13 protein-coding genes are annotated in these 14,680 nt (G+C 66.7%); 3 read left to right on the top strand and 10 right to left on the bottom strand.

The features are described 5' to 3' along the window. The first annotated feature begins 21 nt into the window (after positions 1 to 21). Together acnD and prpF are read left to right on the top strand one after the other, a co-directional pair. Complete coding sequence (gene acnD / locus BEK68_RS06305) at positions 22 to 2,619, top strand: Fe/S-dependent 2-methylisocitrate dehydratase AcnD (protein WP_065851602.1); 2,598 nt, start codon at positions 22 to 24, stop codon at positions 2,617 to 2,619. Beyond that, on the top strand, positions 2,616 to 3,800 hold the full coding sequence (prpF, locus tag BEK68_RS06300) for a 2-methylaconitate cis-trans isomerase PrpF (RefSeq protein WP_024542285.1): 1,185 nt from the start codon (positions 2,616 to 2,618) through the stop codon (positions 3,798 to 3,800). Before acnD ends, prpF begins: the two co-directional genes overlap by 4 nt. A gap of 79 nt (positions 3,801 to 3,879) precedes the next feature. On the opposite strand, the gene BEK68_RS06295 is transcribed toward prpF, so the two are convergent. The 7 genes from BEK68_RS06295 to BEK68_RS06265 all read right to left on the bottom strand — a co-directional run bounded on the left by BEK68_RS06295 (position 3,880) and on the right by BEK68_RS06265 (position 10,947). Further along, positions 3,880 to 4,188 (bottom strand): putative quinol monooxygenase, encoded by a 309-nt coding sequence (locus BEK68_RS06295; protein ID WP_004632276.1) that lies wholly within the window; start codon positions 4,186 to 4,188, stop codon positions 3,880 to 3,882. Positions 4,189 to 4,350: 162 nt separating this feature from the next. Next, positions 4,351 to 5,487 carry a collagen-like triple helix repeat-containing protein gene (locus tag BEK68_RS06290; RefSeq protein ID WP_024542284.1) on the bottom strand — a complete coding sequence of 379 codons (1,137 nt, stop codon included), beginning with the start codon at positions 5,485 to 5,487 and terminating at the stop codon, positions 4,351 to 4,353. Positions 5,488 to 5,773: 286 nt separating this feature from the next. Continuing rightward, positions 5,774 to 6,001, bottom strand: coding sequence for a hypothetical protein (locus tag BEK68_RS06285; RefSeq protein ID WP_024542283.1), 228 nt, complete (start codon positions 5,999 to 6,001; stop codon positions 5,774 to 5,776). A 96-nt stretch (positions 6,002 to 6,097) separates the two neighbouring features. After that, a complete protein-coding gene (locus BEK68_RS06280) occupies positions 6,098 to 8,131 on the bottom strand; it encodes a transglutaminase TgpA family protein (RefSeq protein WP_024542282.1) in 2,034 nt (677 codons plus the stop codon). Next, entirely contained in the window at positions 8,128 to 9,210 is a 1,083-nt protein-coding gene (locus BEK68_RS06275; protein WP_024542281.1) for a DUF58 domain-containing protein, read from the bottom strand. The genes BEK68_RS06280 and BEK68_RS06275 overlap by 4 nt, the downstream gene beginning before the upstream one ends. Before the next feature lie 12 nt (positions 9,211 to 9,222). Next, the gene (locus BEK68_RS06270) at positions 9,223 to 10,185 is read right to left on the bottom strand and encodes an AAA family ATPase (protein WP_024542280.1); all 963 of its coding nucleotides are present in this window, start codon (positions 10,183 to 10,185) and stop codon (positions 9,223 to 9,225) included. Between the two features lie 93 nt (positions 10,186 to 10,278). Next, entirely contained in the window at positions 10,279 to 10,947 is a 669-nt protein-coding gene (locus tag BEK68_RS06265; protein ID WP_004632284.1) for a TetR/AcrR family transcriptional regulator, read from the bottom strand. A 188-nt stretch (positions 10,948 to 11,135) separates the two neighbouring features. Between BEK68_RS06265 and BEK68_RS06260 the strand changes: the two genes are divergently transcribed. Further along, entirely contained in the window at positions 11,136 to 12,434 is a 1,299-nt protein-coding gene (locus tag BEK68_RS06260) for an MFS transporter (protein ID WP_024542279.1), read from the top strand. Here the strand turns inward: BEK68_RS06260 and modA are convergent, their stop codons facing one another. From modA to BEK68_RS06245, 3 genes are all read right to left on the bottom strand, one after another. After that, the gene (gene modA, locus BEK68_RS06255) at positions 12,435 to 13,208 is read right to left on the bottom strand and encodes a molybdate ABC transporter substrate-binding protein (protein WP_024542278.1); all 774 of its coding nucleotides are present in this window, start codon (positions 13,206 to 13,208) and stop codon (positions 12,435 to 12,437) included. A 107-nt stretch (positions 13,209 to 13,315) separates the two neighbouring features. Continuing rightward, entirely contained in the window at positions 13,316 to 14,194 is an 879-nt protein-coding gene (locus tag BEK68_RS06250) for a LysR family transcriptional regulator (protein WP_024542277.1), read from the bottom strand. A 50-nt stretch (positions 14,195 to 14,244) separates the two neighbouring features. Continuing rightward, positions 14,245 to 14,679: a VOC family protein gene (locus BEK68_RS06245; protein WP_024542276.1), complete on the bottom strand. Its 435-nt coding sequence runs from the start codon at positions 14,677 to 14,679 to the stop codon at positions 14,245 to 14,247. Position 14,680: the final 1 nt, after the last annotated feature.

The raw sequence follows: 14,680 nt of genomic DNA, 5'->3' as shown, positions 1-14,680 counted from the left end.
AACAAGGGATGTACCACTACCATGAACACCACCCACCGCAAACCGCTCCCCGGCACAAAGCTCGATTACTTCGACGCACGTGAGGCTGTGGAAGCCATCCAACCGGGCGCCTACGACAAGCTCCCCTACACCTCCCGCGTCCTCGCCGAGAATCTGGTCCGCCGCTGCGACCCGGCCGCGCTCACCGACTCGCTCAAGCAACTCATCGAGCGCAAGCGCGATCTGGATTTCCCCTGGTTCCCGGCGCGCGTGGTCTGCCACGACATCCTGGGCCAGACCGCGCTGGTCGACCTCGCCGGCCTGCGCGACGCCATTGCCGACCAGGGCGGCGACCCCGCCAAAGTCAACCCGGTCGTGCCGGTGCAGTTGATCGTCGACCACTCGCTAGCCGTAGAGTGCGGCGGCTTCGACCCGGATGCCTTCGCCAAGAACCGCGCCATTGAAGACCGCCGCAACGAAGACCGCTTTCACTTCATCGACTGGACCAAGCTCGCGTTCAAGAACGTCGACGTGATCCCGGCGGGCAACGGCATCATGCACCAGATCAACCTGGAGAAGATGTCGCCCGTCATCCAGGCGCACGACGGCGTGGCCTACCCCGACACCTGCGTCGGCACCGACAGCCACACGCCGCACGTGGATGCGCTGGGCGTGATCGCCATCGGCGTGGGTGGCCTGGAAGCCGAAAACGTGATGCTCGGCCGCGCCTCGTGGATGCGCCTGCCGGACATCGTCGGCGTGGAGCTGACCGGCCAGCGCCAGCCCGGCATCACCGCCACCGACATCGTGCTGGCGCTGACCGAATTCCTGCGCAAGCAGAAGGTGGTGGGCGCCTACCTCGAGTTTTACGGCGAAGGCGCTTCCAAGCTGACGCTGGGCGACCGCGCCACCATTTCCAACATGGCCCCCGAGTACGGCGCCACCGCGGCAATGTTCTCGATTGACGACAACACGCTCGACTACCTGCGCCTGACCGGCCGCACCGACGAACAGGTCAAGCTGGTGGAGACGTATGCCAAGACCGCAGGCCTGTGGTCCGACACGCTCAAGAACGCCGAATACGAACGCGTGCTGCGCTTCGATCTGTCGAGCGTAGTGCGCAACATGGCCGGCCCGTCCAACCCGCACGCGCGTGTGGCAACGACCGACCTGGCCGCCAAGGGCATCGCCGGCAAGTGGGAAGAGACACCGGGCCAGATGCCCGATGGCGCGGTCATCATCGCCGCCATCACTAGCTGCACCAACACCAGCAACCCGCGCAACGTGATTGCCGCAGCGCTGCTGGCGCGCAATGCCAATCGCCTGGGCCTGACCCGCAAGCCGTGGGTGAAAAGCTCGCTGGCGCCGGGCTCCAAGGCCGTGGAGCTGTATCTGGAAGAAGCCGGCCTGAAGCACGAACTTGAGAAGCTGGGCTTCGGCATCGTCGCGTTTGCGTGCACGACCTGCAACGGCATGAGCGGTGCGCTGGACCCGAAGATCCAGCAAGAGATCATCGACCGCGACCTGTACGCCACCGCCGTGTTGTCGGGCAACCGCAACTTCGACGGCCGCATCCACCCGTATGCCAAGCAGGCGTTCCTCGCCTCGCCGCCGCTGGTGGTGGCCTACGCGATTGCCGGCACCGTGCGTTTTGACATCGAGCGTGACAGCTTCGGCACCGATGCCAACGGCAAGCCCATTCTGCTCAAAGACCTGTGGCCGACCGACGAAGAGATCGACGCCATCGTGCGCGCCTCGGTCAAGCCGGAGCAGTTCCGCAAGGTGTACATCCCGATGTTCGAGCAGCGCAGCGCATCCGTTGCCAACGTGAGCCCGCTGTACAACTGGCGCCCGCAGAGCACCTACATCCGCCGCCCGCCATACTGGGAAGGCGCGCTGGCCGGTGAGCGCACGCTCAAGGGCTTGCGCCCGCTGGCGGTGCTTGGCGACAACATCACGACCGATCACCTCTCGCCGTCCAACGCCATCCTGGCCAGCAGCGCCGCCGGTGAATACCTCGCCAAGATGGGCCTGCCGGAAGAGGACTTCAACTCGTACGCCACGCACCGCGGCGATCACCTGACTGCCCAGCGCGCGACGTTTGCCAACCCGACGCTCATCAACGAAATGGCCGTGGTGGACGGCGCGGTGAAGAAGGGCTCGCTGGCACGCATCGAGCCCGAAGGCAAGGTGACGCGCATGTGGGAAGCGATCGAGACCTACATGGACCGCAAGCAGCCGCTGATCGTGATTGCCGGCGCCGACTACGGCCAGGGCAGCTCGCGCGACTGGGCCGCCAAGGGCGTGCGGCTGGCCGGCGTGGAAGCCATCGTGGCCGAAGGCTTCGAGCGCATCCACCGCACGAACCTGATCGGCATGGGCGTGTTGCCGCTGGAGTTCAAGCCGGGCACCACGCGCCTCACGCTCGGCATTGACGGCACCGAAACCTTTGACGTGATCGGCGAGCGCAAACCGCGCACCGACCTCACGCTCGTCATCCACCGCAAGAACGGCGAACGCGTGGAAGTGCCCGTCACGTGCCGCCTGGACAGCGATGAGGAAGTCTCGATCTACGAAGCCGGCGGTGTGCTGCAGCGATTTGCGCAGGACTTCCTGGAATCGAACAAGGAGGCCGCATGAGCCACCCCGCACAGGTGAAGATTCCCGCGACCTACATGCGTGGCGGCACCAGCAAGGGCGTCTTCTTCCGTCTGCAGGACCTGCCGCCGGCAGCGCAGCAGCCCGGCGCTGCTCGTGACGCCTTGCTCATGCGCGTGATCGGCAGCCCCGACCCGTACGGCAAGCAGATCGACGGCATGGGCGGCGCCACGTCGAGCACCAGCAAGACGGTCATCCTCAGCAAGAGCACGCGCCCGGATCATGACGTGGACTACCTGTTCGGTCAGGTCTCCATCGACAAGCCGTTTGTCGACTGGTCGGGCAACTGCGGCAACCTCTCCGCAGCGGTCGGGCCGTTCGCCATCAGCAACGGCTTGGTCGATGCAAGCCGTGTGCCGCAGAACGGCACCGCCATCGTGCGCATCTGGCAGGCCAACATCGGCAAGACCATCATTGCGCACGTGCCCATCACCAACGGCGCGGTGCAGGAGACGGGCGACTTTGAACTGGATGGCGTGACCTTCCCAGCGGCGGAAGTGCAGCTCGAATTCCTCGACCCGGCTGCCGAGGAGGACGGTGACGGGGGCGGCGCGATGTTCCCCACCGGCAACCTCGTCGACGACCTGGACGTGCCCGGCGTGGGCACGCTCAAGGCGACGATGATCAACGCGGGCATCCCGACGATCTTCATCAACGCAGAGGCCATCGGCTACACCGGCACCGAGTTGCAGGACGCCATCAACGGCGATGCGAAGGCGCTGGCGATGTTCGAGACCATTCGCGCGCACGGCGCCGTGCGCATGGGGCTGATCAAGAGCATTGAAGAAGCCGCCACGCGCCAGCACACGCCCAAGGTGGCGTTCGTCGCGCCGCCGAAGGACTACGTGGCATCGAGCGGCAAGAAAGTCGGCGCAGGCGATGTGGACTTGCTGGTGCGCGCGCTGTCGATGGGCAAGCTGCACCACGCGATGATGGGCACGGCAGCGGTGGCCATCGGCACGGCGGCGGCCATTCCTGGCACGCTCGTCAACCTGGCGGCAGGCGGCGGAGAACGTGGCGCGGTGCGCTTCGGGCATCCGTCCGGCACGCTGCGCGTGGGCGCGGAAGCCAAGCTCGTTGACGGCGAATGGACCGTCACCAAGGCCATCATGAGCCGCAGCGCGCGCGTGTTGATGGAAGGCTGGGTGCGCGTGCCGGGCTGAAGGCTGACCACGCATGCAAAGCAAAACCGCCGCATCCGGCTGACGACTGGATGCGGCGGTTTCTTTTTTCTCTCGGAACTCAGGTTGCGCCGGTGTTCTTCAGGCCGAGCACCTCGATCGACGCAATCTCGGGCGGCGAGGCCAGCAGCTCGGCCGCGTTGGCCATGAGCGCCTTGGCGATCGGGCCGTCCAGATGCGCTTGGCGGTCTTCCTCACTGGCAAAGGCATCGAAGATGCCGAATACGTTGGGCGCAAGGCGCAGCGCAAACCAGATCGGGGTGGTGGTTTCCTGGTTGGCCATTTGCAGGCCGGCCGAAAGAAAATCGGCCACTGCCTGTTCCTTGCCCGGTTTGGCAATGAGTCGGGCGAACAATGCGTACTGGATCATTGAAGTCTCCTGATACGCGCGGAAGAGCGCGCGGTCAGGCGTACTGTATGCCGAAAGCAGCGGGCCGCGTCATACGAACACGCGTACGAGCCGTTCCGCACGCGGCGGAAATGGCTCGATGACGGGCCAAGCGCACAGGCCGGCCCGCCATGTTGCATCCGCTCAGTGGTGCAACGCGCCGCCTACTGTGGTCAGTGCGCCACCCACAGCGCCCGTGACGGGCGCAAGCGGCGTCGCAGCCCCGGTGGACGTGAGCGAAGTGCCGACGCTGGTGACGAGCGAGCCGACCGGCGCGGTCGCACCCCCTGCCGTCGTACCGCCGCCGGCTGCACCGCCCAAGGCACCCGTCACACCCCCCAGCGGATTGCTGCCGCCTCCCACGCCGCCCAGTGCGCCGGTGATCGGTGCCAGCGGGTTGGCCGCCGTTGCGCCGCCCGGCGTGGAGGTCACCCCGCCCAGCGCGGCCACCGTGTTGCCCGTGGCCGTGACCACACCGCCCAAACCGGAGACGACCGGCGCGTTGGTCGCCGTCAGTGACGTGCCCACATTCGCTACGCCGCCGCCCACCGTCTGCAGCAGGTTGGTTGCCGGAGCGCCCAGGCCTGTCGTGTTACCCAGCGTCTGCGTAGCGGTGGTCACCTGCGAAGTGAGCGGTACCACAGCGGAACTGAGTTGCTGCGTGACCTGCTCTACCGGCCCCGTCGACAAGGCCGCGCCGAGCGTGCCGCCCGCGCCGGCCACCGCTTGCCCGACCTGCGAAACCGCGCCACCCACCGGTGACGTGACCGGCGAAAGCGGCTGCAGCGGCCCCGACCCGAGACTGCTGACGAGCGCACCCGTGGCATCGACGGTGTTGCCCACTTGCGTCACCACGTTGCCAGTGCTCGATACCGTGGTGCCGATCGGATTCGGGTTGGTACCGATGCTGCCCAGGCCCGACTGCACGCCGGTGCCCAGAGCCGACACCGTATTGCCTACGTTGTCGACCACATTGCCCAGCGCCGATGCCCCCGGTAGATTGCTGCCGCCGATGGTCGAGCCGAGACCGCTGACGGCATTGCCCGTGGCCGTCAGCACGCCGCCGCCCTTGTTCGCCACGTCGCCGGTGGGCGTGGTGGACGCGGTAGTCGTCGTGCCACCCGAACCGTTGGAACCGGAGCCACCGCCATTGTTGGCCGAACTTCCGCCGCTCCCAGTAGTGCCGCTCATATCGCCCGAGCCCGAACTGGCGCAACCGCCCAGCACAAGCAGGCCGGCCAAGGCCGCCGAAACCAGGGTCCCTCGTTGCAATGTCTTCATGTCTGCCTCCCGTTTCAAATATGCGCTTGATAATGCGCGCAGCCCCGCCCTACTCGGTGTTTTATCGGTGCATCCCACGATTAACCTGGTGGCACGTTCAAGTTCAGTTTATTAACCGAGTCGAAGGCAATTGCAAACATTGTCAAACGCCGAAAACCTCGTCATGACGCCAATCTGCATCAGAAGATGCCCGCCGGACGCGGTGTCACCATGACGCAAAGGTTCGCGCGCTGACGCGCTCGGACGATTATGTTTGAAGGCTTTGCTCTAAATTACCCAAAATGGGTTAAATCCATGACCCGGTGTTATCTCGAAGCCATTCGAAAAACCGGCAGGCGCGGCATTGAAAGCCCTGGGGCGCGCTGCGGCACGCTCGCATCAAAGTGATGGCGTTCGAGACGATGCCGTGCACCGGCGCTGCTTCGATGAAGTAATCGTGATGACGCGCCATCACACTCGCGCGACGCAGGGTGGCGCGAATCGCCAGCGCGACGCTTTGCGCAATGCCGATCACGCAGCATCACAAGTGAATGACCGGAGCGCTCGATCAACCGCGTGGGCGCCCGCTTTTTGGGGCGCGATGTTTAAGCCGATCAACCGCTGCGCCGCGTCAGCCGAGCCGGACTTGCGCCACGGCTTCGCGCCATTGCGTGAACCGCTGGGCACGCACCTGCGCATCGCCGTCGTCGCGCCCGTAACGCAAGGCGACGTAGCCGGCGGCGGCATTGCGCAATGCCTGCGCCGCTTGCGGAAACTGAGCGGCAGCGCGCTCGGCGTAGGCCATCGGGCCTTCGGCAGCGCCGCGCGTGCAACCATGTCGCGCCAGCCGGTCACACAACCGCTGCCACTGGGCCTGCACGGGATCAGGCTTGGGCTTGCGCTGCTGCCAGAGGAGCGGCAGCGCAGCGAGCAGGAACAAACCCGACACGCCCCACAGCACCGCGCGCGGGTCCGCCGCATCGAGCCCCAGCCACGCGAACAGGCGCGCCTGGCGGTTGCGGTCATAGCCGAGCACCCAGCTGTTCCAGCCACTGATCAGGCCATCCAGCCCCCACCGCACGCTGCGCAGCCAGCCGGGTTCTTCTGCGCGGCGCGAGCGGAATTCACTCGCGGGCACGGCGGCGGCCAGGCCACGTTCGACGCGTTGCGGCGCGACGGCGGCGGTGGGGTCCACGCGCACCCAGCCGCGCCCGTCGAGCCACACCTCAGCCCAGGCGTGTGCATCGGACTGGCGCACGATGATGTCGCCGCTCACGGCGTTCACCTCACCGCCGAGGTAGCCCACCACCACACGCGCCGGCACGCCCGCCGCACGCATCAGGAAGACGAAGCTGCCCGCGTAGTGCTCGCAGAAACCGCGGTGCGTGCGGAAGAGAAAATCGTCGATCTGCTGATCCTGCAGCGGTTCCGGCTCAAGCGTGTAGGCAAACGGTGCGCTGCCAAACAGCTTGAGTGCGGCAGATACGCGCTCTGCAGGCGGCAGCGCTGCCCATTGCGCTGCCAGCGCACGCGCTTGGCCGTTGCCCGGCGGCAACGCCAGCGCCATCTGCTGCGTGAGCGGGTCGAGCGGGCGGGCGTCGTCGGCGCGATTGCGCTCCGGCAACCGCGAGCGCGCGTGATACCGCACACGCTGGTCGACCGGTTGCGTGCTGATGAATTCGCCGTCGATGCTGCGGCCGGTGCCGTCGCGCGCCTCGATCGACTGGCCGCGATCGAGCGCAAACAGCCAGCGCTGGCGCGTCGGTTCCAGCGTAATGTTGTAGTCGAACACGCCGGGCGCACCGCCGGTTGCGTCCGCAGAATTGGGTACGCTTTCAGCTGCGGGACGTTGCCGCATCGACGCGGCCGTCCATGTCTGGCCATCGAAACGCCACAGCACCATGCCGCGCCAGTAGAGCGTGTCGAGCGGTGGCGGCGCGCCGACAAAATCGACGCGGAAGGCAAGCTCATCTGAGAGGATCAACTGGCCGACGGAGCCGGGCGCCATGCGGTCCGACAGGCCGCTGACGGCGGTGTCGGCAGTTTGCGGCAGGCGCCACAGGGGATGATCCAGCCGGGGGAACAGCAGGAACAGCACCGCCGCGCACGGCAGACCCATGAGTACCAAACGCGCCAGCACGCGCACCGGCGACACGCGCGCACGCGCCTGCGGATGCAGCAGCAACAGCCAGTTGCGCAACAGCAGCGCCACGGTCGCCAGCATGGTGGCGGCCAGCCACGGCGGCTGGTCGAACAGCACCTGCGAGAGCAGCAGGAAACAGCACAACTGCGTAACCAGCACGCCGTTGCGCACCGTGTGCGATTCCATCAGCTTGAGCACGAGAAACGCACCAAGCAGCGCCACCGACAAGTCCCGCCCGATGTTTCCGCCGGTGCGCATGGCGAGTGCCAGCGTCACGACAAGCGTGGCGACGCCCGTCAGCCCCAACACCCATTTGCCAGGTAACGGCGCGCGCCGTACCCACAACAGCGCGCGCCAGAGCAGCAGCACGCCGAACACGGCGCAGGTCACCAGCGGCAGCGCACGCAGCAGCGGCGCGAGCACGACGGCAAGCTGGGCGATCAGCCAGCCGTGCTCGCGATGGGTCAGCGCACGGGCGGAGCCAAAGGCGGCCGCTTCGGTGCCGATGGTGGCAGTGGTCATGTGACTTCGCCTTCGGCTTCCGGCATCGCCGGATTGCCCCACAACGCCAAGGCACGCAAACACGCATCCCGATGCGCGACACCGCGTGCCGGGCCGATGACAACGCCCGGCAGGCTCAGCGTGTACTCGGGCTCATCGCCAGCGGGCGCGTGCTCGGCTGCCAGCACCCAGGCACACAGCCGCGACAGGCGTTGTTCCACGTTCATCGACGGCGGCAGCGCCTCCCAGGCGAGCACGCATTGCGCGTGACGCACTTGCTGGCCGGTGCGGCTCATCCAGGTGTCCAGCCGTGCGCTGTGCTTCCACGCAATGCTGCGCAGCGCGTCGCCGGGGCGATAGGTGCGCAACTGGTCTGCAGCTTCTTCGACATGGGTGCGCGCGGCGCGCGTGTCGTCTTCGTCGCCAGGGTCGGGCGCAAAGCTCGCGGGCAGCGGCGGCGCTGACGGCTCCGGTGCGGGATAGACGAGGACGGTCAGCGGCGCATCCGCATAGCTCCACGCGCGAAACAGGCCAAGCGGAAAACGCGTCGACACCGTCAGGCGCGGCACCTTGAACCAGCCGCGCGGCTGATCGGCGAAAGACAGCGCAGCCACGATGGCGTCCTGCGCGTCGAGCGATGTTTCCACCGCGGCGGCTTGCGCGGCGCTCACATCCACACCCACGCGCGCCCACGGTGTGACGTTGGCCAACGCCACGCCCACATTCAACGCATGGCCGGCAAATACGGCTTCGCCCGCCGCGCCGCGCACTTCCAGATCCACGAGGTTGCGATGCGTCTGCCACATGGCGGACGCGCCCACGCCGGCCAGCACGAAGGTCAGCAGAAAACCCAGGCTTACGTTGTAGTTGAGCGAGGTGAGCAGCATCACGACCAGCAGCAGCGCAAAGCCGCCGCCGGCCGCGGTGGGCAGGATGTACACGTGATTGCGGTCCAGGCGGATGCGGCCTTCGCGTGGCGTGCGCGGCCGCTGCAGAAAGCGTTGCACGCGTGCCCGTGCAAAGCGCACGCCGGGCAGCATTGCCAGGCCGGCACCGAGCAGACGCAACGGCGCGAGCAGCAGAGAACTCAATCGCGCCATGGCGCTGCCTGCTTAGGGGATGGCGACCGTATCGAGCAGCCGCTGCGCCAGCGCGGTCGCCGACAGCGTGCCGCCCGTGGGCAGCAACCGATGCGCCGCCACGGCCTTGAACACGGCTTGCACGTCTTCGGGCAGTACGGCATCGCGGGCATCGATGAGCGCCCAGGCACGCGCGGCCGCCAGCAATGCCAGCCCCGCACGCGGCGACAGGCCCATCTGCACCTGCGCATCTGTGCGCGTGGCATTCACCAGCGCGAGCACGTAGTCGACCAGCGCCGGCGCCACGTGCACGGCATCGGCGGCGGCCTGCAGCGCAACGACTTGCGCAGCCGTCAGCACGGCTTCGATGTCCTGCGGCGCACCGCCCCCAAGGTACAACGCACGCTCGGAGCTTTGATCGGGATAACCCAGCGAGAGCCGCATCGTGAAGCGGTCCAGCTGCGACTCCGGCAGGGGGTGCGTGCCGATCTGGTTGAGCGGGTTCTGCGTGGCGATCACGAAGAATGGCTCGGGCAGCGGATACGTCGCGCCGTCATGCGTGACCTGCCCTTCGGCCATCGCTTCGAGCAGCGCGCTTTGCGCCTTGGGCGTGGCGCGGTTGATTTCATCCGCCAGCACCACCTGCGCGAACAGCGGCCCCGGGTGGAATTCGAACGCGCCCTTTTCTTTTACATAAATCGACACGCCGATCAGGTCGGTGGGCAGCAGATCGCTCGTGAACTGCACGCGCTGATATTGCAGCCCGAGCGTACGGGCCAGCGCATGCGCCAGCGTGGTCTTGCCCACGCCCGGCAGGTCTTCCAGCAACAGATGCCCGCGTGCCAGCAGACACGCCAGCGCCAGGCGGATCTGCAGCGGCTTGCCGAGCACGATGCGATCAAGCGCGCGTTGCGCCTGCGACAACGCCGCCGGCAAGGTCAGCGGCGTGGCGGGCGTCGTACGAACGGGAGAGAGCGGGACTTGGTTGGGCGTCATGGAGGTGCAGCCGAGGCAACAATGCCAGCGAGTGTAGCGGCATCGCACGACACCCGTGCGCCCATGTTCCGCGTGCGTGAGCGCGCTACAACATCAGTCCGGTTTGTGCGCGGGGATAGCCGCATCGAGTAACACGCGTGCCGTGCGCGGCAGGCTCTTGATAAGGCGCGGTGCATCGGTGCCGAAGGTCTGGCTGGCCGTATAGCCGCCTTCGATCAGGAAAGCGAGGTCGTCGGCCAGCGCATCGGGGTCGGTCGCGCCGGCGGCCTGGGCGCGGTCCCGGAGGCGGGCGAGCAGCAGCGCCTTGTTGCGCTGGACAAACTGCCGCGCCGGATGCGTCATGTCCGGAAACTCCGCCGCCACATTCACGAACGGGCAGCCCCGATAGCCGGGGCGCGAAGCGCGTTCGGATACGTCGATGAAGAACTGCAGCAGTTGCGCGCGCGCATCGTCGGGGTGCTTGGCCACGCTGGCGTTGAAGTAACCCCAGAAGCTTTCGTCGCTGCGCTCCAGGTACGCGATGACGAGATCGTCTTTCGACTTGAACTGCCGGTACAGGCTCATCTTGTTGACGCCGGCCTTCTCCACCACCGCTTCGACGCCCACGGCCCGCACGCCTTCGTAGTAAAACAGCTGACGAGCCGCCTCGAGCAGGCTGGCGTGCGCGTCCTCACCGCTGATGCGGCGCGGAGCCGGTTTCGGTTGATCACCGGTGTCAACGGTGGAAAGTGCGCGAGGTCCGCGACGGGCGGCGGTGGCCATGGTGGTGCTCCTGCAGGCGCGGCGGGAGGCAAACCCCCAGCCACGCCGGTGTCATTCGAATGCTGCTTGACATGTTACCGACCGGTACCTACTATCGCAACCACGTTGTTACCGACCGGTAACGAATGCGATATTGTCGCCCCCACAAGAATCGAATCGAAGAAAGAATCGAAACCATCGGACACCCCATGCAGCGACTTGCCCGCCTCATCGCCCCACGTTTTCACTACAGCTGGCTCGCGCTGGCCGTGGTGTTCCTGATCCTGCTGTGCGCGGCCGGCACGCGTGCCACGCCCAGCGTGATGATGCTGCCGCTCGAGCACGAATTCGGCTGGAGCCGCAGCACGATCTCGCTGGCCATCTCGATCGGGATTGCGCTGTACGGGTTGACGGGGCCGTTTGCTGCGGCATCGATGCAGTATTTCGGCATCCGCCCGACGGTGCTCGGTGCGCTGGCGGTGCTGGTGGCGGGCACGGCACTCTCGGCGATGATGCATGCGCCGTGGCAGATGGTGCTGCTGTGGGGCGTGATGGTGGGCGGCGGCACGGGCGTGGCGGCCATCACGCTGGGCGCGACGGTGGTCAACCGCTGGTTCACTTCGCATCGCGGCCTGGCCATGGGCATCCTGACGGCCAGCTCCGCCACGGGGCAGCTCGTGTTCCTGCCGATGATGGCGGCGGTGGTGGAGCATTACGGCTGGCGCCCGGTGGTGCTGATCGTGGCCAGCGTGCTTGCGGTGCTGCTGCCGGTCGTATGGCTGCTGCTGCCGGAATCGCCCAGGAGCGTGGGCCTGCGCACGTATGGCGAACCCGCCGATGCGCCGGAAGCCGCCCAAGGCCCGCGCGCCAACCCGATCACCCTGGCCATGCAGACGCTGGTGCAAGCGGCCCGCAAGCGCGATTTCTGGCTGCTGTTCGCGAGCTTCTTCATCTGCGGCGCAAGCACCAACGGCTACATCGGCACGCACTTCATTGCCATGTGCGCAGACCACGGCTTCTCTGAAGTGAAGGGCGCGAGCCTGCTCGCTGCGATGGGGATCTTCGATCTGGTCGGCACCACGCTGTCGGGCTGGCTGTCCGACCGCTACAACAGCCGCGTGCTGCTGTTCTGGTACTACGGGCTGCGCGGGCTGTCGCTGATCTACCTGCCGTATGCGTTCGGCTTCGAGTTCTTCGGCCTGCCGGTGTTCGCCGTCTTCTACGGCCTGGATTGGATTGCCACCGTACCCCCCACCGTGCGCCTGACCAACGACGTGTTCGGCAAGGCCGCCGCGCCCATCGTGTTTGGATGGATCGTCGCTGGGCATCAGCTGGGCGCGGCATTCGCCACGCTGGGTGCAGGCATGATGCGGGCCTCGCTGGGCAACTACACGCTCGCTTCCATGATTTCGGGCGGGCTGTGCGTGGCGGGCGCCTTCCTGGTGCTGCGCATTCACCGCACGCCCAAGAAGGACGCCGAGCGTGCGGGTCAACCGGCTACCGCGTAATCAAGGTTTCAGGAAACCGTACCTGGCCAGCACCGCCTGGCCCGCGGGCGACAGCACGTAAGCCACGAAGTCGGCCGCCTGCTGCGGCTGTTTCGTGCCGGATGTCACGGCGATCGGGTAAGTGAGTGGCACATTCAGCGGCACGGGGCTCGCCACCTTCACCTTGTCGGCGGCGATGGCGGCATCGGTGGAGAACACCAGGCCGGCCTCGACCTCGCCGCGTGACACATAGTCCAGCGCCTGGCGCACGTTCTGCGCCAGCACCGCCTTGGCCTCCATCGGCTCCCACAGCTTGGCCGCTTCCAGCGCACGCTTGGCATAGCGGCCCACCGGCACCGACGCCGGATTGCCGATCGCCACGCGCTTCACGTCGGGCCTCGTCAAATCGGCCAGCGCATGTACGGGCACCGTGCCGGCGGCCGGCACGATCAGCACCAGCTGGTTGGCGACAAAGTCGTGGCGCGTCTCTGCCTTGATGACTTTCTCGGCTGCGGCCTTGTTCATCGCTTCCTGGTCGGCGGAGGCAAACACGTCAGCCGGGGCGCCCTTCACGATCTGCTGCATCAGCACGTCCGACGCGCCGAAGTTGAGCACAACCTTGGTGTCCGGATGCAGCACTTCGTACTGCTGGGCGATCGTCTTGAAGGCGTTGGTCAAGCTGGCAGCGGCGGAGACAACGAGGTCCGCGGCCCGTGCTGGCGCTGCCAAACCCAGCGACAGCGCAGCGACCAGGCCAATGGCGCGCACGTGCGCGCGAACCGAGAAACGTTGCATGAAAAATCCGGAAGTGGATGAATGACCGATCGTAATATACGAGTCGATATAACGCTTGGTCAACGCGCGACCGGAATGCCGGATATCACGCGCTCACCATGGGGCCGTCAGGTGCGTTCGGCGCGTGCGGCTTCGTCAACGCAATCGGCAAGCCGTCCCGCAATGGGTTGGCGGCTATGGCGCGGGCGCTCGATCAGGCCGATCTCGCGGTAGAACGTGGCGTCGCCCAGGCTGACGGCGCGCGTGCCGGACGGCCAGGTGCCTTGTGCGGCGGTTTGCGGGGCCAGTGCCACGCCCTGCCCGCGTGCCACGAGTTGCGTCATGCCTTGCAGCTCGTCGAGTTCGATCACGTCGTGCGGGGTGATGCGCTGGTCGCGCAGGAACTGGTCGACGCGGCGGCCGCCGAACGAGCGGCGGTCATAGCGGATGAACGGTTGATGTGCGAGCAGCGCGCGCCAGTCGTGGCCGGGCACGGCGGCAGGCACCAGCAGCACGAAGGGCTCGGCCACCAGCGTGCGCCATTCCAGATCGGCCGGGACCGCAAACGGGGGGCGGATCAGCACGGCCAGGTCGATCTCGCCGGCATCCACCAGCCCGAGCAGGTCAAGCGAGACACCGGGCACGATGCGCGCACGGCAATGCGGGAATTCGCTGCGAAACTGCACCAACGCATCCACCAGAAACGACGTCTGCACCGAAGCAATCGCGCCAATACGGACCAGGCCGCGCTGCTCGTTGCCGCCGGCCTGGTCGCCCAGACGGTCATACAGCGTGACGATGTGTTCAGCCAGGGCCAGCGCATCGCGCCCGGCGGCGTTGAGCGTGGCCGAGCGGCCCGTGCGATCGAAGAGTTGAAAGCCGAGCGATTCTTCCAGCCGCTGGATCTGCGCGCTCACCGCCGACTGCGTGAGGCCGATGCGCTCGCCCGCACCCGCAAACGTGCCATGCCGGGCGACGGCGATGAAAGTCTTGAGTTCTCGAAGCATGGGGCACGCGGATCAGTGAAGAAGCGCAAGGATACGCGCGCCGCGCCGCCTTACTTGGCAAACAGCGACGCCATATTGGCAAACGCCTTCATCTCCATCGCATTGCCCGACGGATCGAGGAAGAACATCGTGGCCTGCTCGCCCACTTCGCCCTTGAAGCGGATATGCGGCTCGATGATGAACTCGATGCCGGCGGCACGCAGCTTGTCGGCGGCGGCTTCCCACTCGGGCATGGAAAGTACCACGCCGAAGTGGCGCACGGGCACGTTGTCGCCGTCGACGGCGCTGGTCTTGCGGTGGCCGATTTCGTCCGGCGCGAGATGGGCGACGATCTGATGGCCGTAAAAGTTGAAATCCACCCAGTCAGGCGAACTGCGGCCTTCCGGGCAGCCGAGGATACCGCCGTAGAACGCACGCGCCGCGGCAATATCGTGCACAGGAAAAGCAAGGTGGAATGGGGCAAGCACAGGCGTGACGTTGCTCATG

It is taken from the genome of Ralstonia pickettii (assembly GCF_001699815.1).
Taxonomy (GTDB): domain Bacteria; phylum Pseudomonadota; class Gammaproteobacteria; order Burkholderiales; family Burkholderiaceae; genus Ralstonia; species Ralstonia thomasii.
This window is presented reverse-complemented; position numbering and strand designations above follow the sequence as displayed.

What these genes read in the sequence shown, in the direction of transcription:
- acnD (WP_065851602.1), top strand. Translation starts at nt 22, where the DNA reads ATGAACACCACCCACCGCAAACCGCTCCCCGGCACAAAGCTCGATTAC.
- prpF (WP_024542285.1), top strand. Translation starts at nt 2,616, where the DNA reads ATGAGCCACCCCGCACAGGTGAAGATTCCCGCGACCTACATGCGTGGC.
- BEK68_RS06295 (WP_004632276.1), bottom strand. Translation starts at nt 4,188, where the DNA reads ATGATCCAGTACGCATTGTTCGCCCGACTCATTGCCAAACCGGGCAAG.
- BEK68_RS06290 (WP_024542284.1), bottom strand. Translation starts at nt 5,487, where the DNA reads ATGAAGACATTGCAACGAGGGACCCTGGTTTCGGCGGCCTTGGCCGGC.
- BEK68_RS06280 (WP_024542282.1), bottom strand. Translation starts at nt 8,131, where the DNA reads ATGACCACTGCCACCATCGGCACCGAAGCGGCCGCCTTTGGCTCCGCC.
- BEK68_RS06275 (WP_024542281.1), bottom strand. Translation starts at nt 9,210, where the DNA reads ATGGCGCGATTGAGTTCTCTGCTGCTCGCGCCGTTGCGTCTGCTCGGT.
- BEK68_RS06270 (WP_024542280.1), bottom strand. Translation starts at nt 10,185, where the DNA reads ATGACGCCCAACCAAGTCCCGCTCTCTCCCGTTCGTACGACGCCCGCC.
- BEK68_RS06265 (WP_004632284.1), bottom strand. Translation starts at nt 10,947, where the DNA reads ATGGCCACCGCCGCCCGTCGCGGACCTCGCGCACTTTCCACCGTTGAC.
- BEK68_RS06260 (WP_024542279.1), top strand. Translation starts at nt 11,136, where the DNA reads ATGCAGCGACTTGCCCGCCTCATCGCCCCACGTTTTCACTACAGCTGG.
- modA (WP_024542278.1), bottom strand. Translation starts at nt 13,208, where the DNA reads ATGCAACGTTTCTCGGTTCGCGCGCACGTGCGCGCCATTGGCCTGGTC.
- BEK68_RS06250 (WP_024542277.1), bottom strand. Translation starts at nt 14,194, where the DNA reads ATGCTTCGAGAACTCAAGACTTTCATCGCCGTCGCCCGGCATGGCACG.
- BEK68_RS06245 (WP_024542276.1), bottom strand. Translation starts at nt 14,679, where the DNA reads ATGAGCAACGTCACGCCTGTGCTTGCCCCATTCCACCTTGCTTTTCCT.